Origin of the sequence: Sphingomonas sp. (assembly GCF_039594485.1) — a bacterium.
In the GTDB taxonomy this organism is placed as follows: Bacteria; Pseudomonadota; Alphaproteobacteria; order Sphingomonadales; family Sphingomonadaceae; genus Sphingomonas.
On record NZ_JBCNNI010000031.1, the window covers coordinates 12,982 to 29,770 of the forward strand.

The 16,789-nt window shown below is 70.1% G+C and carries 17 protein-coding genes; 11 read left to right on the forward strand and 6 right to left on the reverse strand.

Annotated elements, in window-relative coordinates:
- The 4 genes from ABDV78_RS14465 to hemC all read right to left on the reverse strand — a co-directional run bounded on the left by ABDV78_RS14465 (position 1) and on the right by hemC (position 4,300).
- On the reverse strand, positions 1-1,650 hold the full coding sequence (locus ABDV78_RS14465; RefSeq protein ID WP_343528110.1) for a sensor histidine kinase: 1,650 nt from the start codon (positions 1,648-1,650) through the stop codon (positions 1-3).
- Positions 1,651-1,731: 81 nt separating this feature from the next.
- Positions 1,732-2,703: a hypothetical protein gene (locus ABDV78_RS14470; protein ID WP_343528111.1), complete on the reverse strand. Its 972-nt coding sequence runs from the start codon at positions 2,701-2,703 to the stop codon at positions 1,732-1,734.
- Entirely contained in the window at positions 2,700-3,383 is a 684-nt protein-coding gene (locus tag ABDV78_RS14475; protein ID WP_343528112.1) for a uroporphyrinogen-III synthase, read from the reverse strand. The genes ABDV78_RS14470 and ABDV78_RS14475 overlap by 4 nt, the downstream gene beginning before the upstream one ends.
- A gap of 5 nt (positions 3,384-3,388) precedes the next feature.
- On the reverse strand, positions 3,389-4,300 hold the full coding sequence (gene hemC / locus ABDV78_RS14480) for a hydroxymethylbilane synthase (RefSeq protein ID WP_343528113.1): 912 nt from the start codon (positions 4,298-4,300) through the stop codon (positions 3,389-3,391).
- A 65-nt stretch (positions 4,301-4,365) separates the two neighbouring features.
- On the opposite strand from hemC, the gene tsaD reads away from it, so the two are divergent.
- Together tsaD and ABDV78_RS14490 are read left to right on the forward strand one after the other, a co-directional pair.
- Positions 4,366-5,391 (forward strand): tRNA (adenosine(37)-N6)-threonylcarbamoyltransferase complex transferase subunit TsaD, encoded by a 1,026-nt coding sequence (tsaD, locus tag ABDV78_RS14485; RefSeq protein WP_343528114.1) that lies wholly within the window; start codon positions 4,366-4,368, stop codon positions 5,389-5,391.
- Positions 5,388-6,365: an NAD(P)H-dependent glycerol-3-phosphate dehydrogenase gene (locus ABDV78_RS14490; RefSeq protein ID WP_343528115.1), complete on the forward strand. Its 978-nt coding sequence runs from the start codon at positions 5,388-5,390 to the stop codon at positions 6,363-6,365. Before tsaD ends, ABDV78_RS14490 begins: the two co-directional genes overlap by 4 nt.
- A gap of 33 nt (positions 6,366-6,398) precedes the next feature.
- Here ABDV78_RS14490 and ABDV78_RS14495 read toward each other — a convergent pair whose 3' ends face one another.
- Positions 6,399-8,207, reverse strand: coding sequence for an AsmA family protein (locus ABDV78_RS14495; protein WP_343528116.1), 1,809 nt, complete (start codon positions 8,205-8,207; stop codon positions 6,399-6,401).
- Between the two features lie 183 nt (positions 8,208-8,390).
- Here ABDV78_RS14495 and ABDV78_RS14500 point away from each other — a divergent pair, with 183 nt between their 5' ends.
- Genes ABDV78_RS14500 through ABDV78_RS14515 form a run of 4 tightly spaced genes read left to right on the forward strand, consistent with a single transcriptional unit; the run spans position 8,391 to position 10,507 of the window.
- Entirely contained in the window at positions 8,391-8,702 is a 312-nt protein-coding gene (locus ABDV78_RS14500; protein WP_343528142.1) for a YggT family protein, read from the forward strand.
- Complete coding sequence (locus ABDV78_RS14505; RefSeq protein ID WP_343528117.1) at positions 8,702-9,004, forward strand: DUF167 family protein; 303 nt, start codon at positions 8,702-8,704, stop codon at positions 9,002-9,004. The genes ABDV78_RS14500 and ABDV78_RS14505 overlap by 1 nt, the downstream gene beginning before the upstream one ends.
- On the forward strand, positions 9,001-9,879 hold the full coding sequence (gene folD, locus ABDV78_RS14510) for a bifunctional methylenetetrahydrofolate dehydrogenase/methenyltetrahydrofolate cyclohydrolase FolD (protein WP_343528118.1): 879 nt from the start codon (positions 9,001-9,003) through the stop codon (positions 9,877-9,879). The genes ABDV78_RS14505 and folD overlap by 4 nt, the downstream gene beginning before the upstream one ends.
- Positions 9,880-9,883: 4 nt before the next feature.
- Positions 9,884-10,507, forward strand: coding sequence for a MarC family protein (locus ABDV78_RS14515; protein ID WP_343528119.1), 624 nt, complete (start codon positions 9,884-9,886; stop codon positions 10,505-10,507).
- 135 nt (positions 10,508-10,642) lie between these two features.
- On the opposite strand, the gene ABDV78_RS14520 is transcribed toward ABDV78_RS14515, so the two are convergent.
- Entirely contained in the window at positions 10,643-12,412 is a 1,770-nt protein-coding gene (locus tag ABDV78_RS14520; protein ID WP_343528120.1) for an AcrB/AcrD/AcrF family protein, read from the reverse strand.
- A 119-nt stretch (positions 12,413-12,531) separates the two neighbouring features.
- Between ABDV78_RS14520 and ABDV78_RS14525 the strand changes: the two genes are divergently transcribed.
- The 5 genes from ABDV78_RS14525 (at position 12,532) to ABDV78_RS14545 (ending at position 16,689) form a co-directional block, all read left to right on the forward strand.
- Complete coding sequence (locus ABDV78_RS14525; protein ID WP_343528143.1) at positions 12,532-12,915, forward strand: GtrA family protein; 384 nt, start codon at positions 12,532-12,534, stop codon at positions 12,913-12,915.
- Positions 12,916-12,919: 4 nt separating this feature from the next.
- Complete coding sequence (locus ABDV78_RS14530; protein WP_343528121.1) at positions 12,920-13,648, forward strand: class I SAM-dependent methyltransferase; 729 nt, start codon at positions 12,920-12,922, stop codon at positions 13,646-13,648.
- Between the two features lie 70 nt (positions 13,649-13,718).
- Positions 13,719-14,828: an 8-amino-7-oxononanoate synthase gene (locus ABDV78_RS14535; protein ID WP_343528122.1), complete on the forward strand. Its 1,110-nt coding sequence runs from the start codon at positions 13,719-13,721 to the stop codon at positions 14,826-14,828.
- Positions 14,825-15,445, forward strand: coding sequence for a dethiobiotin synthase (bioD, locus tag ABDV78_RS14540; RefSeq protein WP_343528123.1), 621 nt, complete (start codon positions 14,825-14,827; stop codon positions 15,443-15,445). Before ABDV78_RS14535 ends, bioD begins: the two co-directional genes overlap by 4 nt.
- Positions 15,442-16,689, forward strand: a complete 1,248-nt coding sequence (locus tag ABDV78_RS14545) for an adenosylmethionine--8-amino-7-oxononanoate transaminase (protein WP_343528124.1) — start codon at positions 15,442-15,444, stop codon at positions 16,687-16,689. Before bioD ends, ABDV78_RS14545 begins: the two co-directional genes overlap by 4 nt.
- The last annotated feature ends 100 nt before the right edge of the window (positions 16,690-16,789 follow it).

The window sequence follows — 16,789 nt, forward strand, 5'->3', positions numbered from 1 at the left end:
TCAATCCTGGACCAGCGGCAGCGAGAGGGTGGCGACGACCATGCCATCGGCCTGTCGCACACGGGTCAGCGTACCGCCATGCGCTTCCATGATCGCGCGCGCGATGAAGGTTCCGATCCCCATCCCGTCCTTGCCCGCCGGGCGGGAGCCCGTTGCATTGACGACGGTGATCGCACCCCATGCGCCCTGCCGGGTCGCGGTCATGATGACGACCGGATGGTCCGTTTCGCGCGCCGCCGCGATGGCGTTGCGCATGAGATTCATCACCGCCTGCGCCAGTTCGACCTCCTGGGCCATCACCCGCCAGGCCGGATCGACCGGCGGGACGGTCAGGATCACGCCCGCTTCCCGCGCCTCTGCCTTGGCCAGTTGGGCGACCGTCTCCATCAGCGTGGCGAGCGCGACCGGCTGAAGATTCGCGTCCGCATGTCCGCCAAAGCGACGCAGCCGGCGGATCAGCGTCGTCAGTCGATCCGCCTGGCGATCGATCAGTGCGGCGCTGTCGGCAATGTCGCCGGGCATCTCCTCGGTCCGGCGGCGCAGATGTCGCGCCTCGATCGCCAGGGTGGACAGCGGCTGGCTCAGTTCATGGATCACCGCCACCGACATGGCGCGCAGCGTCTTCAGCCGTTCGGCCTGGAAGAGCAGCCGGTCGCGCCGTTCGAGCGAGGCGCGCGCGGCGGCCTGCGCGTCGGCAAAGCTGCCCGCGAGATATCCGGTGACCACGACGGTCGCCAGCGCTAGATGCTGTTGCAACCGCGCCGGCGTATCCATCGCGCCCGCCGTGGCGGGCAGGACGATCAACACCACGACCAGCAACGCGGTCCAGACGGCGGCACGGCCCCGGCGCAATCCGATCCAGGCGACCGCGACCAGCACCGGCGCGGGCTGGATCCCCAATCCCCCCGCCGCCAGCAATTCCACCAGCGCCAGCCCCAGGACCAGCACCCCCGCCGTCTCGACACAGGCCGCGACCGTGGGCAGCGGCCCTGGCCAGCGCCGGGGTCCGCCCAGCGCATCGGCGATCCACAGCAGCGGGGGCGCGACGAACAGCGTGCCAAGCAGGTCGCCGACCGTGAACGCCGCCAGCGAGACGATGATCTCCCGCCCGTTCGCCACCCCGGTCAGTTCGGGGTTGAACAGCGCCTGCGGGACGGCGCACAGCGCGGCGGCCAGCGGGGCGAGCACCGCCGCCAGTCCCAGCGGCATCGGCGCGGTGAACAGCCCCGCCCGCCGGGTGCCCGCCAGCCACCGTATCGCCGCCACGGTCAGTCCATAGGCCAGCACGGGCCGCGCGATTCCCCAGAGCGTCGTCACGGCACTCGCGCGCGTCAGGGTGACATGGCCGAGCCCGACATCGACCAGGATCTCGACCAGCGCGACCATCGGCGTGATGCGCGGTCCCAGGCGCCACAGGAGCGCCAGCCGGACGCCCGCGGCCGGAAACCAGAGCGAGTAGAAGCCGCTGCCGCCCCACAGGGCCGCCAGCCGGTGCGCCATCGCGAAACCGGCGGCATAGAGCGCCAGGATCAGCCAGCCACGCCGGTCGGGCCAGAAGCCCTGAGGACCGGCCCCGCTTTCACCCCCTTGCGGCGACCCCAGCATCGGCGCGGCCTGGGCGACAGGGCGGGGATAGGGCATGGCGGTCATCGGGTCGTGTCTGGATCAGCCCGCCGGTACAGGGCATCCGGGAATTTCCCGGATTGCCTGGCCGTGAATCAGATCGACGGATCAGATCGATGGGGCGCCGAGGGCGGCGGCCGGGGGCGTCTGCTGTTGTGTCGTCTGCGTCTGCGGCTGTGAAGCGGCGTTGGCTTCAGGGTCGGATGCCACCGGATTGGTGATGATCGGTGCGGGCGGTGCGGGGACCGTGATCGCGGCGACCAGAGCGGCATTCTCGATCAGGTCGAGCGCGTGGCGCGCCAGCACATAACGCTTGGCGGCGCGCTGCCATCCCCCGGCCGCGTCGGCGCCGGGCAGGCGGGCGACTTCGGCACGGGCCGCCTCCACCTGTCCGCCGTCGAGCAGCCGCCGGGCGCGCAGCAGACGATCGGCGGGATTGGTCGAGGGCGCGGTCGCCTCGCGAATCACGATCAGCCGCCCCAGTTCCTGCCGCAGCCCTTCCCACCAGCCATCGCTGCCATCGACGACCAGATCGGGGGACAGCGTATCCAGCCCCTGGCGCAGCGTTTCCAGCGTGACCGGCTGGCGCGAGGCGACGATCAGGGCGGAGACGGCGCGCGGCTCGGTGGTGCCGAAGCGGATGCGGAGCTGTTCCTCCAGATAGCCGAGCGGCTGGCCGCGATCGATCGCGCGGCGCGCGGCGGCGGCGACCAGGATCGATTCGGCGCGCGCGGCCTGCGCCCCGGCGGTGGAGGCATCGTTGGCGATGGCGGCGGCGCGCGCCTCCAACGTGGCGAGCTGCGCGGCGAGCACGGCTTCGCGGGTGGCCAGCGTGACCGGATCGGCGGCGGCGGCATGCGCGCCCTCGGGCGTCGATGTGTCGCCGGTCGCGGTCCCGCCGGGCTTGGCGTTCACGGCGCGCGGCGCGGTGGTGGCGGTGCCGCCGAACCAGGACAGGTTGCGCATCGCATAGGCCATCAGGATCGACCCCGCGACGAAGGCGATCAGCAACAGCGCGAGGATGGCGCCCATACGGGGGCCGCGCGACGGCGGTCGGTCGAGGGGCGCGAAATCGTTCATGCGCCGCTTATCCCCGTGGCGGCGGTCCGGGTCAACGCCCGCGCGGCGGCGAGCATGGCGTCGTCGCGCGGGGCCGTGGCGACGGTGACGCCGCGCCAGCCGGTTCCCGCCGCCCGCGCCGTCTTCGCGCTGATCGCGACGATCGCCACCGAGGAACGCGGCATGCCCGCCCGGTCGACCAGTTCGCCCAACCGCTCGGCCGCCCGCGCCGAATGCAGCAGGACGATGGCGCCCGCCAGCGCGTGGACCGCTGGCGAATCGATCGGGATCGGCTCGGCGGCATAGACAATGCGGGTCATCGCCCCGGTTTCCACCCGGTCCTGTCCGGCCAGATGGAGCAGGCGATCCAGTCCCAGCCCGCGCGCCTCTTCGACCACGGCGGCGGCGTCGCGCGCGCCGGTGAGGATGACGGTCAGCCCCGCCTGCCGCGCGGCTGCGGCGGTGGCCGGGCCCACCGCGATCACCGGCTTTGCCCGCAGCCCTTCAAGCCCCGGCCCGGCCAGTCGCACCGCCTGCGCACTGGTGATCAGCAGCGCGTCGAACGCGTCCGGTTCGGGCGGCGTCCAGTCCACCGCGCGCGCCGCGAAGAAGGGCAGGGGCCGCGCCGCCATCCCCTGGGCGCGCAGGGCGGCGATCGTCGCGGCGTTGCCGGGTTCCGGCCGGACGACGACGATCGCCATGGCGTTCAGCCGCCCGCGAACAGGCGGCGTATCTCGGGCGCGGCGCGGTCGAGCAGATCGATCGCCAGCCGCGCGCCCAGTTCCTCGTGCCTGGCACCCTCGACCCATCCGCTGACCCGCGCCGACCCGTCTTCGGCGAGCAACTCTGCCCTCAGCGTCAGCATCTCCCCCGATAGCGAGGCGAGCGCGGCGACCGGGCTGTGGCAGTCAGCGACCAGCGCGGCGAGCAGCGACCGTTCCGCCATCACGCAGGCGTATGTCTCGGCATGGTCGATCGATCCGATCAGCATCGTCGCGGCGGCATCGTCGGCGCGCGTCTCGATCCCGACCGCGCCTTGTGCGGGGGCGGGCAGCATCTGGTCGGTCGGCACCGCATGCCCGACCTCGCGTCCCAGCCGGTCGAGCCCGGCGGCGGCGAGCAGGGTCGCGTCCATCTCGCCGCTGGCCAGCCTGGCGAGCCGCGTGTCGACATTGCCGCGCAGCAGGGTGATGGTCAGGTCGGGGCGGTGGGAGAGCAATTGCGCGCGGCGGCGCGGGCTGCTGGTGCCGACGACCGCGCCGGGCCGAAGCTCGGCGATCGTCTCCGCCCCGATCAGCCGGTCGCGGACATCCGCGCGTGGCAGCATCGCGGCGATATGGATGGCATCGGGGCGGATCGTCTCGACATCCTTCATCGAATGGACTGAGGCGTCGATTTCTCCGTCCAGCAGCGCGCGGTCCAGTTCCTTGGTCCACAGCGCCTTGCCGCCAATCTCGGCCAGCGCGCGGTCCTGCACCCGGTCGCCGGTGGTCCTGATCGGCACGATCTCGATCGCGTCCTCGTTCCACCCCTGCGCATCGGCGAGGGCGGCGCGCACCATATGGGCCTGGGTGAGGGCCAGCGGCGAACCGCGCGTACCGAGACGAAAACGAACCATGCCATGCCTTTGCCGCAATACGCCCCCCTTCGACAACCGCCATGCGAGGGGGTATGGGGTGGGCCATGCTGATCCTGGGACTGGAATCCTCGTGCGACGAGACGGCCGCCGCGCTCGTCACCGATGACGGACGCGTGCTGGCGCATCGTTTGCTGGGGCAGGAGGCGGCGCATGCCCCGTTCGGCGGCGTCGTCCCCGAAATCGCCGCGCGCGCGCATGTCGAGGCGATGGAGCCGCTGGTCGCCGCCGCGTTCTCCGATGCGGGCGTGAGCCTGTCCGACGTCGATGCGATCGCCGCGACCGCGGGGCCGGGGCTGATCGGTGGGGTGATGGTCGGGTTGGTGACGGGCAAGGCGCTGGCCCATGCGGCGGGCAAGCCGCTGATCGCGGTCAATCATCTGGAGGGCCATGCGCTGTCGCCGCGGCTGTCGGATCGCGAACTGGCCTATCCCTATCTTCTGTTGCTCGTGTCGGGCGGCCATTGCCAGTTGCTGCTGGTCGAGGGCGTCGGCCGCTATCGGCGGATGGCGACGACGATCGACGACGCGGCGGGCGAGGCGTTCGACAAGACGGCCAAGCTGCTCGGGCTGGGCTATCCCGGCGGGCCGCGCGTCGAGGCGGCGGCGCGTGACGGCGATCCTTATGCGGTGCCGCTGCCCCGCCCGTTAAAGGGCGCGGCAGAGCCGCATTTCTCCTTCGCGGGGCTCAAGAGCGCGGTCGCGCGCGCGGTCGGGCATCACCGGCCGGAGGATATCGCCGCGTCCTTCCAGCAGGCGGTGGTCGACTGTCTGCTCGACCGGACCCGCCGCGCGCTGGCCGATGTGCCGCCCGTGACCGCGCTGGTGGTCGCAGGGGGTGTTGCGGCCAACGGGGTGATCCGGGGGGCGCTGGAGGGCTTGGCCGCCGAGCACGGGTTGCGCTTCGTCGCGCCGCCGCTCTGGTTGTGCACCGACAATGCCGCGATGATCGCCTGGGCCGGCGTCGAGCGGTTCCGCGAAGGACTGACCGACCCGCTCGACACGCAGGCGCGCGCGCGCTGGCCGCTCGATCCGGCGGCGGAGGCGGTGCGCGGGGCGGGAGTGAAGGCATGAGGATCGGTATCATCGGCGCGGGCGCCTGGGGCACCGCGCTGGCGCAGGTGGCGGCCTATGGCGACCGGCCGGTGCGGATCTGGGCGCGCGATCCGGCGGTGGCGGAGGCGATCAACGCCACCCATGCCAATCCGCTCTATCTGCCGGGCATCGCGCTGTCGCCGACGATCAAGGCGGTCAGCGATCCGGCCGCGATGGCGGAGATGGAGGCGCTGCTGGTCGTGACCCCGGCGCAGGCGGTGGGGGCGGTGCTGGCAACGATGCCGGTCGGCCGTACGCCGTTGATCCTCTGTTCCAAGGGGATCGAGGCGGGGACCCGGCGGCTGGTCGGTGAGGTGGCGCGTGCGCTCTACCCGGATGCGCCGATCGCGGTGCTGTCCGGCCCGACCTTCGCGCATGAGGTGGCGGCGGGGCTGCCGACGGCGGTGACTCTGGCGTGCGAGGAGCCGGGGCTTCGCGAACGCCTGTCGGCGCGCATCGCCGCGCCGCATTTCCGACCCTATGCCACCGATGATGTGACGGGCGCGGAGATCGGCGGCGCGATCAAGAACGTCCTCGCCATCGGGTGCGGCGTGGTCGAGGGCGCGGGGCTGGGCCAGAACGCCCGCGCCGCCCTGATCGCGCGGGGCTTTGCCGAGATGACCCGCTTTGGCCTCGCGCGCGGCGGCCGGGCGGAGACGCTGGCGGGTCTGTCGGGGCTCGGCGACCTGGTGCTGACCTGTTCGTCGACCGCGTCGCGCAATTTCTCGCTGGGCGTCGGGCTTGGCCAGGGGCGATCTGCGGCGGAACTGCTTGCCGACCGGCGGACCGTGGCGGAGGGTGCGTTCACCGCCCCCGTCCTGCGCCAGGCGGCGGCGGAGGCGGGCGTCGACATGCCGGTGTGCGAGGCGGTGTGCCGGCTGCTGGAGGGCGCTGCGGTGGGCGTGGTGATCGGCGCGCTGCTGGCGCGTCCGCTCAAGGCGGAGGGGGCCTGAGCCCCTCCGCTCCGGCGGAATGGAAGGCGGGTCTTACCGCAGCACCTGTCGCACCAGCCCCGCGCAATCGGCGCTTTGCGCCTTGGGCCCCGTATCCCCGGTGATCGCCCTGCCAATCGACTTGAAGATGTTGCCGACCGACTTCACCTGTTTCGGGATCACCAGATCGGGCTTCTCCAACGTCCCCGTGACCGTCGCCGCCCCCGCCAGCCGGAGCGTCGCGCCCTGTTTGGGCGCGCCGGTCAGCCGCAGCGCCAGCCGCTCGTCGGGGAAGCTCACCGTCCCCGTCCCGTCCAGCCGACTGCGTGAGGTGTCGACGATCAGCGGATCGGCCCGCCCGGTGCCGTTCTTCATGTCCACCCCCAGGACCAGGCAGCGCAGGCTCGCCCGTCCTTCATCCCCCATGAACGCGGCGCCCGCATCGAAGCCCAGCGCCGTCGCATAACGATCGGGCAGCGAGCCGTTGGCGACGGCCAGCCCGATCCGCCCGCTCGACCGGCCGATCGCGGCGCGGACCGTCTCGCCGCTGCCGGTCAGTTTCGCGCGCGCGGCGACCCTGCCCGTGATCTGGGTCTGGCCCGACAGCGACAGGACGCTCGCACCGCTCAGCCGGAGGTCGAGCGACAGGCGCGGCACCTTGGCCCCGCCGCGCTGGTCGATCACCGCCTGTCCCGTCACCACGCCTTCGCGCAAGGCGATGCGGATATCGCCGAGGGTCAGCAACTGGTGGTCCATCGTCATCCGCCCGGCCAGCCCGGTGATCGGCGAGGTCCCTTGCGCGCTGACCACGCGGCCCACCCGGAATCGGATCGTGCCGTCGGTCGAATCGATCTTGCCGATGTCGATTCGGGTATCGGGGACGAGGCGCGGGCCGATCCGTCGTTCGAGTGCCGCCGCCTCCGCGCGCGCTTCCGCCGAGGAGAGATCGTCGAAGTCGAGTTGCCGCGCGACCACCTCGCCGTCGAGCAGCGTGCGCCCCTGCTTCTTGTCGACGGTCAGATGCCCTGCCAGGTCGGAGCGGCCGATCTGACCCTTCAGGTTGGTGATGGTCCAGCGCGGCCGGTCGTGCCGGACATGTGCGGCGAGTTCGACCGCACGGGTCTGGAACAGCCCCGCCTCGATCACCGCGTCGATTCGTTTCAGGTCGTCGGCCTTGGCGGTCAGATCCAGCGTCATCGCATCGGTATCAAGCGGCCGGTCCATCGTGCCGCTCGCCTTCATCGTCAGCAGGTCGCCGGTGATCGCGGCGGTGAAGGGCCAGCGGCCGGGCTTCACCGCGCCGCCGGTGAAGGCGATGCGGACAGGCGCGCCGCGCACCGAGCCCGTGCCCTCGGCGCGGACGCCCTTGTCCGGGTCGGCGGCGATGCGCAGCGTGGCGTCGCGATCCTGCTTGGCGTCGTTGTAGCGGATCACGCCATCGGTGATGGTCAATCCCTGCAGATCGGTCGAGCTGCCGCCTTCCGCCGGTTCGCCGGGGCGCGACCAGTTGGTGCGGCCCTGCTTGTCGCGGACCAAGCTGAGGCGAAGGCCGGACACGCGGATATCCTCGGGGACGAAGGCGCCTTTCAGCAGCGGCCAGACCGAGAAACGGATTTCCGCGCGTGCGACCTGGGCGAAATCGTCCTTCCCGGCCCAGCGCCCGGCCCAGTCCGCCTGGGGAATGCGCAGGTTCTGGACCATGATCGTCGGGTGGAAGCCGAAGCCGTCGAGCCGTTGGACCGATCCGATCGTCACGGGGCGCCCGAATCGCTCGGTCGCTTCGCGACAGACCACGCCGCGCAACACGCCCCAGGGAAAGACCGCCAGGATCACGAGAAGGATGATCGGCAGTCCAATCGCCACCCCCACCAGGATCCGTATCCAGCCTCGCCGTCCGACCGGACGATTCCTCACCTGCATCATGAACATGGGACGCGCGACCCGCGGGTTCGTTCCGCCTGCGTCAGGACCGTCCCGCACGATTATTGCCCCGGCGGTCGCCGCGCCCTAGATATGGCGCATCGTTATCGGGAGCCGCCTGCGTTGATCCTCCTCATTCTTCAGATCCTTCAGATTCTGCTCGACGTCGTCTGGTGGATCATCATCGTGCAGGCGATCCTGTCCTGGCTGATCGCCTTCAACGTCATCAATACCTCGAATGATTTCATCCGTTCGGTCTGGTATGCGCTGCAGCGGATGACCGATCCGCTCTATCGCCCGATCCGGCGCATCCTGCCCGATTTCGGCGCGCTCGACCTGTCGCCGATGGTCGTGCTGCTGGCCGTCATCATCCTCGACAAGATCCTGAATACCGCGATCGCCAACCAGATGTACGGGGGCGCGGTCGTCGTCGGCTGATGCCTGCCTGGACCCTGCGTGACGATGGCCTTCAGATCGCCGTTCGCGTCACCCCGCGCGGCGGCCGGGACAGCCTGAGCGCGGGGACGGAGGAGCATTTCGCCGCGCGGCTCTCCGCCCCGCCGGTGGACGGCGCGGCCAATGCGGCGCTTATCCCGTTGGTGGCCAAGCAGTTCGGCGTGCCCAAGCGCGCGGTGACGATCGTCGCGGGCGAGACGGCGCGGCTGAAACGCCTGCATATCGCGGGAGAACCGCAAGTGCTGGCGCACGTGGCCGAGGCGCTTTATGGCAGTACGCCATGACCAGCGCCACGATCATCGACGGCAAGGCGTTCGCCGCCGGCCTCCGCACCCGCATTGCCACCCAGGTTGCCGCATTCCGCGAAAAGGCGGGCCGCGCGCCCGGTCTTGCGGTCGTTCTGGTGGGCGAAGACCCCGCCTCCAGCGTCTATGTCCGGTCCAAGGGCAAGGCGACGCGCGAGGCGGGTATGGAAAGCTTCGAGCATCGGCTGCCCGCCGATACCGATCAGGCGACCCTGCTGGCCCTGGTCGAACAGCTCAACGCCGATCCGACGGTGGACGGCATCCTCGTCCAGCTTCCCCTGCCGGGCCAGATCGACGCGCAGGTCGTGATCCAGACGATCGATCCCGACAAGGATGTCGACGGTTTCCACCCGGTCAATGCCGGACGGCTGGCCACCGGCGTCGAGGGCTTCGTGCCCTGCACGCCGCTGGGCTGCCTGATGCTGCTCAAGAGCATCCACCCCAGCCTGTCGGGCATGGACGCGGTGGTCGTCGGCCGTTCCAACATCGTCGGCAAGCCGATGGCGCAGTTGCTGCTCGGCGAAAGCTGCACCGTGACGGTGGCGCACAGCCGCACCCGCAACCTGGCCGAGGTCGTCGGCCGCGCCGATATCGTCGTCGCGGCGGTCGGCGTGCCCGGCCTGGTCAAGGGCGCGTGGATCAAGCCGGGCGCCAGCGTCATCGACGTCGGCATCAACCGCATCGAGACCGGCCTGGTCGGCGATGTCGAATATGACGTGGCCGCCGAGCGCGCCGGCGCGATCACCCCGGTTCCGGGCGGGGTCGGGCCGATGACGATCGCGGTCCTGCTGCGCAACACGCTGATCTCGGCGGGACGGCGCGAGGGCGTCGCGATCGACCAGACGGCGCTGTAAGCCGGTGCTCGAACTCTTCATCTCCTCGTTGATCACCTTCTTCGTGGTGATCGACCCGCCGGGCTGCGCGCCCATCTATGCGGGGTTGTCGGCGGGGGCCACGCCGCAGCATCGCCGGGCGATGGCGATCCGGGCGGTCTTCGTCGCCGCGGTCATCCTGTTCGTCTTCGCGCTGTTCGGCGAGGCGCTGCTCCACGGCCTGGGCATCGAAATGGCGGCGTTCCGCATCGCGGGCGGCATCATGCTGTTCCTGATCGCGCTGGAGATGGTGTTCGAGAAGCGGACCCAGCGGCGCGAGGATCGCGCGGCCAAGGTCGCCGACGATCCGCATGATGCGGAGGACGTGTCGATCTTCCCCATGGCGATGCCGATGATCGCCGGGCCCGGATCGATCGCCACCGTGATGCTGCTGATGAGCCGCAATCAGGGGCTGGAGGCGTCCATCGTCGTGCTGGCGGCGATGGCGACGATCCTGCTCCTGACGCTGATCGCGCTGCTGGCGGCGGGGCCGTTGATGCGGCTGCTGGGCGCCAAGATCGAGGCGGTGATCACCCGCGTCCTGGGTGTCCTGCTCGCCGCGCTGGCGGTGCAGTTCGTGATCGACGGTGTGACGGCCAGCCTGCGTTGATTTTGCCGCCGCCCTTGGCGGTATTTTCCGGCGGTGGGACAGGAGGTGGTACACCCCTTCCGCGTTCTCCGCGCCTCCGCGTGACCTTCAAACTCGCAATCCGCGAGCGGTTCGACCGCGAAGGCGCGAAGACTCTCAACTGATCCGGTACAACCGCAGCGGAGATCCCTTGGGCAGCGGCAGCGGGGTCAGCCAGTCCGGCACCCAGCCATGCGCCATCCGGTCATAGAATCCGCCCGGCGCGCGTGCCCGGTAATTGGTCGATTCGGCCATGTCGGGGCAGAGCAGCAACAGGGTCGCGCCGTGCCGCTTCATGATGCGGCGCGCCTGGGCCTCGCTGCCCTGAAAGGCGTGCTGCACGTCCAGGATCGCATCGCCGTTGCGATGATAGGGCCCCGCGATCGCATCGTGGTGCGTGGTCACGATCAGGCGTGGGCTGAGGTCGACAAAGGTGAAGATCGTCGTCGCGGGATAGGCGTTGACCCGTGTCAGCACCGAGGTCCGCACGCACTGCCCCGTCGCGCGGTTGACGCGCGCGGCATAGGCCTGGGGCTGCGCGGCGGGCAGATATTTGATGAGGATCGCCGCGGCGATCCCGGTCGGCAACAGGATCGCCGCGACCATCACCGGCACCCGCAACAGCGGTGAGCGCAGCCGGTTGATCCAGGGGATCAGCATCCAGATCAGCGCCGCGACGCCGGGGACCGCCAGCATCTGAGCCGCCGGGGCCGCGCGCGCCTGCCACAACAGCATCAGGCAGGCGAAGGTCGTGAACAGCGCGATCGCGCTCCATCCGATCGTCCGCCGCCGCCACGCGGCCAGGATCGCCCCGACCATCCCGATCACCGGCATGATCGCCATCGGCACCGCGATGCGAAGCGGGTGCTTGTAGATCGGCTTGGCCTCGCGGACATTGTTCAGCCAGTTGCGCTGAAGCTCGGGGCTGACCTGTTCGGGGCGGGTCAGGCATTGCGGGAACAGGCTGGCGAAGCCGCCCGCGATCACCGCCCCCGCCACCACCGCGAGGCCCAGCCGGGCCCCGCGCGACTCGGGGTTGATCCGCGCCAGCAGGAACAGCAGCGCCCCCGCCACCACCGTCACAGACAGCCAGACCGGGGTCAGCGCGTCGCAACGCATGGCGTAATTGGCGTTGGAGGCAAAGGCGGCGAACCCCGCCGCGCTCCCTCCGCCCAGGGTGAGGGCATAGATGGCGAGCCGGGGCGCCTCCGCCCGGTCCCACACCCAGCGCAGGGTCAGGATCGCGCCCGCCATCGCGGCATAGGGCAGCATCTCCAGCCCGATCGCCAGCGACACCGCGCTCGCCAGCCCGACCAGCGCGCCGCCGCGCCGCGCTTCTGGATCGCACAGCCCGGCGACGGTGACCGCCAGCATCGCAAGCTGCCATCCGTGATGGTCGATGCGCATCGGCATGTACATCAACTGGGTCGCCCCCGCGCAATAGAGCAGCGCCATGCCCAGCGGCCAGGCATAGGGCGCGATCAACCGGCGCAGCGTCGCCGCGATCGCCAGCATGGTGATCGACAAGGGGATCATCGGCGCCAGGCCGCAGGCGAGTCGCTCCGCCCAGGCCGGGGTGGTGAACAGGCGGAAGAACAGGATCAGCGCCGCGATCGGCAGGTCGACGATGCGGCTCCAATGGATGTCGAACCCGGCGGGCGGGTTCAGCCGATATTGGCGCAGGTCGTACCAGCCCTGGCCCGCCATCCAGGCGCGCACCTGCATCAGGCGCATATTGTCGTCGGTATCGCCCAGCGACCACCAGCGTATCTGGTTCCACCGGTCGAACAGGTACCAGGCGGTGATCGCGACCCAGGCGACCAGCACCCAGCGCCGCCAGTTACGGTCGATCTCGTCCAGCAGACGTTCCAAAGACGCTTCCCTCATACCCGCCCGCGATTTAAGGCGCAGGACAACGGACCCCGCTCTATCGCGGGCGACGCAAAGGGCAAGGCGGCGGCGTGGCGACTTTATCTCGGCAGATCGAACGGTGGCGGGACAGCGGCATGCTGGGCCAGCTCATCCGGTTCGGCATTGCGGGCGGGTTGTCGACGGTCGTCTATTCGGCTGTCTATCTGCCGCTGACCTCCTGGGTCCTGCCCAGGACCCAGGCCGTGCTGGCGGTGCCGCCCGCTTTCCTGGTCGCGGTGATCTTCGGCTTTTTCCTGCACAGCGCCTGGAGCTTTCGCGGTCACGGCAGCCGCGATTCCAGCGGGCGGCAGCATCTGAAATTTCTTGTGGTGCAGGGCTTCGGACTGGCACTCAACGCATTCTTCACCTGGTTGGCGACGGGTGTCCTGCATCAACAACCCTGGGTCGCGCTGATTCCGGTGGTCACGATCACGCCGATCGCGACCTTCGCGCTCAACCGCCAATGGGTCTTCGGATAAGTTCATGGACCGTATCGTTTACGACCGCATGGCGGCGCACGACTCCACCCATTGGTGGTACCGCGCCCGCCGCGACATCCTGGCCGATTATCTCGACCGTTATGGCAAGCTGCCGGGGGATGCGCGCATCCTGGAGATTGGTTGCGGCACCGGGCACAATCTTCCGATGCTGGCCGCGTTCGGCACGGTCGACGCGATCGAGATCGATCCGGCGGCGCGCGCGATCGCGTCGCAGCGGCTGGGCCGCCCGGTCGGCGATGCGCCGCTTCCCGAACTGCCGGGGATCGAGCGGGGCGCATATGACCTGATCGCGGTGCTCGATGTGGTCGAGCATATCGAGGATGACGTGGCCGCGCTCGCCGCGATGAAGGCGTGCCTGAAGCCCGGCGGCAAGATCCTGATCGCGGTGCCGGCGCATCAATGGATGTGGTCGGCGCACGACGTGGTGAACCATCACCATCGCCGCTATTCCAAGGCGACCCTGGTTTCGGCGATCGAGAAGGCGGGGCTCGCGCCGCGAAGGCTGACCTATTTCAACTCGCTGCTCTTCCCGCTGGCCGCCGCCGCGCGGATCGCCGGGCGGTTGACCGGGCGCGACGACAGTGACGATTCGCCCCCGCCCGCGCCGCTCAACAAGGCGTTCGAGGCGATCTTCCGGCTGGAGCGGCATCTGGTCGGCCGCGTGCCGCTGACCCCGGGCGTGTCGATCGTGACGCTGGCGGAGCCCGTCTGACGGATATGCCGGGCATGGCCTTCGCGATTTCCGGTTCCGCTGCTCCCGCTGGGTGATTAGGGAAGTCCCCATGCTGGACTTTCATCGCGCTGATCTGGCCCGGCTGGCCGGGCGGGACCGGTTGCGGGTGCTCGCCCCGCAAAGGGGCAAGGACTTCGCATCCAATGATTATCTGGGCCTGGCGAGCAGCCCGCGCCTCGCCGCCGCCATCGCGCGCGCGGTTGAGGATGGCGTGCCCGTCGGCTCGGGCGGCTCGCGGCTGCTGCGCGGCAATCATCCCGAGCATGAGGCGCTGGAGACCCAGGCCGCTGCCTTTTTCGGCGCCGAATCGAGCCTCTATTTCTCCTCCGGCTATACCGCCAATGTCGCGATCCTGGCCACGCTGCCGCAGCGGGGCGACCTGATCGTCCATGACGCGCTGGTCCATGCCAGCATGCATGAGGGGATGCGCCTGTCGCGCGCGCAGGCGGTTCCTGTCGCGCATAATGACGCCGGGGCGTTCGAGGATGCGATTCGCGCATGGCGCGCGAGCGGCGGCACGGGCACGCCCTGGATCGCGGTCGAAAGCCTCTACAGCATGGATGGCGACACCGCGCCGCTGGCCGATCTGACCGCCATTGCCGAGCGGCATGACGCGATGCTGATCGTCGACGAGGCGCATGCGACCGGCGTCTTTGGCGAGCGGGGGCAGGGCCTGTCGTCGCCGGGTGAGCGGGTGGTGACGCTCCACACCTGCGGCAAGGCGATGGGGTGCGAGGGCGCGCTGGTCGCCGGACCCGCGATCCTGCGCGACTATCTGGTCAATCGCGGGCGTGGGTTCATCTTCTCCACCGCGCCCTCGCCGCTGATGGCGCGCGGGGTATGCGAGGCGTTGCGGATGCTCGCCGACGAGCCCGAACGGCGGGCCGCGCTGCACGCCCGCATCGCGCTGGCGGGGGAGCGTCTTGCACGACATGGCGCATCGGCGAGCGGCACGCCGATCATGCCGCTGATCCTGCGCGACAATGGCCGCACGATGCGCGCGGCCCAGGCGCTGCAGGCGCGCGGGTTCGACATACGCGGCATCCGCCCGCCGACCGTGCCGGTGGGCGCGGCGCGGCTGCGGCTGTCCATCACCCTCAATATCGAGGAGGCGGACATCACCGCCCTCGACGATGCCCTGAGCGAGGTTCTGGCATGAGCGCGATCATCGTCACCGGCACCGATACCGAGATCGGCAAGACCGTCTTTTCCGCCGCGCTGACCGGCGCGCTGGGCGCCAGCTATTGGAAGCCGGTGCAGGCGGGCACCGATGAGGCCGGGCATGGCGATGCCGAGACGGTGGCGCGCTTGAGCGGCCGTCCGGTCCTCCCTTCCGCCTATCGGCTGAAGACGCCCTATTCGCCGCACCGCGCCGCCGAGATCGACGGGGTGACGATCGATCGCGAACGACTCGCGCTGCCGCCGGTTGAGGGACCGCTGGTGGCGGAGGGCGCGGGTGGCGTGCTGGTCCCGGTAACGCGGCAGATGCTGTTCGCCGACCTGTTCGCCTATTGGGGGCGGCCCGTGGTGCTGGTCGCGCGGACCGCGCTGGGGACGATCAACCACAGCCTGTTGTCGATCGAAGCGTTGCGGTCGCGCGGTGTGCCGATCCTGGGCGTCGCCTTTGTCGGCGAGCCGGTCGAGGACAGCGAGGCGACCATCGCCGCGATCGGCGGGGTGAAGCGGCTCGGCCGCCTGCCGCGTCTGGCGGCGCTGAATCGCGAGACCCTGGCCGAGGCCTTTGCCCGCAATTTCGACATCGAGGATTTCCGGTGACCTCGCCCGTCTGGCACCCCTTCACCCAGCATGGGCTGGGCGAACCGATCCCGATGGTCGCCTCCGCCTCCGGTGCCGTGCTGACCACGGTGGACGGACGCGCGGTGATCGACGCGATATCGAGCTGGTGGGTGACGACGCACGGCCACAACCATCCCCGCATCGCCGCCGCCATCGCCGCGCAGGCGCACAGGCTCGACCAGATCATCTTCGCGGGCTGGACCCACGAACCCGCCGAGGAGGTGGCGGCCGAGCTGGTGCGGATCACGCCCGACGCGCTGACGCGGGTCTTCTTCTCCGACTCAGGGTCGACCGCGGTCGAGGTCGCGCTCAAGATGGCGCTGGGCTATTGGCTCAACCGTGGCGAGGCGCGCCACCGCATTCTCGTTCTCGAACACAGCTATCACGGCGACACGATCGGCGCGATGTCGGTGGGCGCGCGGGGCGTATTCAACCGGCCCTATGCGCCGCTGCTCTTCGACGTCGGCACCATCCCCTTTCCGACGGATGTGCAGGCGACGCTCGACGCGCTTGAGGCGGAATGCCGGGCGGGTGCGGCGGCGTTCATCGTCGAACCGCTGGTGCTGGGCGCGGGAGGTATGCTCTTCTACGCGCCCGAGACGCTGGCCGCGATGCGCGACATCTGCGCGGCGCATGGCGTCCTGTTCATCGCGGACGAGGTGATGACCGGATGGGGTCGCACCGGCACGCTGCTCGCCTGCGAACAGGCGGGGGTGGTGCCCGATATCCTGTGCCTGTCCAAGGGACTGACCGGCGGCGCGGTGCCGCTGGCGGTGACCCTGGCGACCGAGGCGATCTTCCAGGCGCATTGGTCGGAGAGCGATCGGTCGCGGCAATTCTTCCATTCCTCCAGCTACACCGCCAACCCCATCGCCTGCGCGGCGGCGGCGGCCAATCTGGCGATCTGGCGCGAGGAGCCGGTGCAGGAGCGGATCGATGCGCTCGCCGGCGCGCAGGCCCGGCATCTGGCGGCGGTCGGCGGTGCGGCGGCGGTGTGCAATCCCCGCCAACTCGGCACCATCGCCGCGTTCGAACTGGGCGCGGGGCAGGATTATCTGTCCGATCTCGGCCCCCGGCTGCTCGCGCATTTCCGGGAGCGTGACCTGTTGGTCCGGCCGTTGGGCAACACCATCTATGTCATGCCGCCCTATGCGATCACCCCCGAACAGCTCGGTACAGTGTGGACCGGCATCGATGAGGCGATTGCGCGCTTCGCGGGTTGAGCAAAACCTGAGCCTTTGACTTTACGGCTTTTCATTTGCTTTATCCGGCGGCAGTTCAAAAGGGAGCAGGCATGAGCGTGGCGACGGCAAGAGCGACAAG

Excerpts from the sequence above, each read along its gene's own strand:
- ABDV78_RS14465 (WP_343528110.1), bottom strand. The coding sequence starts at position 1,650 with ATGACCGCCATGCCCTATCCCCGCCCTGTCGCCCAGGCCGCGCCGATG.
- ABDV78_RS14470 (WP_343528111.1), bottom strand. The coding sequence starts at position 2,703 with ATGAACGATTTCGCGCCCCTCGACCGACCGCCGTCGCGCGGCCCCCGT.
- ABDV78_RS14475 (WP_343528112.1), bottom strand. The coding sequence starts at position 3,383 with ATGGCGATCGTCGTCGTCCGGCCGGAACCCGGCAACGCCGCGACGATC.
- hemC (WP_343528113.1), bottom strand. The coding sequence starts at position 4,300 with ATGGTTCGTTTTCGTCTCGGTACGCGCGGTTCGCCGCTGGCCCTCACC.
- tsaD (WP_343528114.1), top strand. The coding sequence starts at position 4,366 with ATGCTGATCCTGGGACTGGAATCCTCGTGCGACGAGACGGCCGCCGCG.
- ABDV78_RS14490 (WP_343528115.1), top strand. The coding sequence starts at position 5,388 with ATGAGGATCGGTATCATCGGCGCGGGCGCCTGGGGCACCGCGCTGGCG.
- ABDV78_RS14505 (WP_343528117.1), top strand. The coding sequence starts at position 8,702 with ATGCCTGCCTGGACCCTGCGTGACGATGGCCTTCAGATCGCCGTTCGC.
- folD (WP_343528118.1), top strand. The coding sequence starts at position 9,001 with ATGACCAGCGCCACGATCATCGACGGCAAGGCGTTCGCCGCCGGCCTC.
- ABDV78_RS14520 (WP_343528120.1), bottom strand. The coding sequence starts at position 12,412 with ATGAGGGAAGCGTCTTTGGAACGTCTGCTGGACGAGATCGACCGTAAC.
- ABDV78_RS14525 (WP_343528143.1), top strand. The coding sequence starts at position 12,532 with ATGCTGGGCCAGCTCATCCGGTTCGGCATTGCGGGCGGGTTGTCGACG.
- ABDV78_RS14530 (WP_343528121.1), top strand. The coding sequence starts at position 12,920 with ATGGACCGTATCGTTTACGACCGCATGGCGGCGCACGACTCCACCCAT.
- ABDV78_RS14535 (WP_343528122.1), top strand. The coding sequence starts at position 13,719 with ATGCTGGACTTTCATCGCGCTGATCTGGCCCGGCTGGCCGGGCGGGAC.
- bioD (WP_343528123.1), top strand. The coding sequence starts at position 14,825 with ATGAGCGCGATCATCGTCACCGGCACCGATACCGAGATCGGCAAGACC.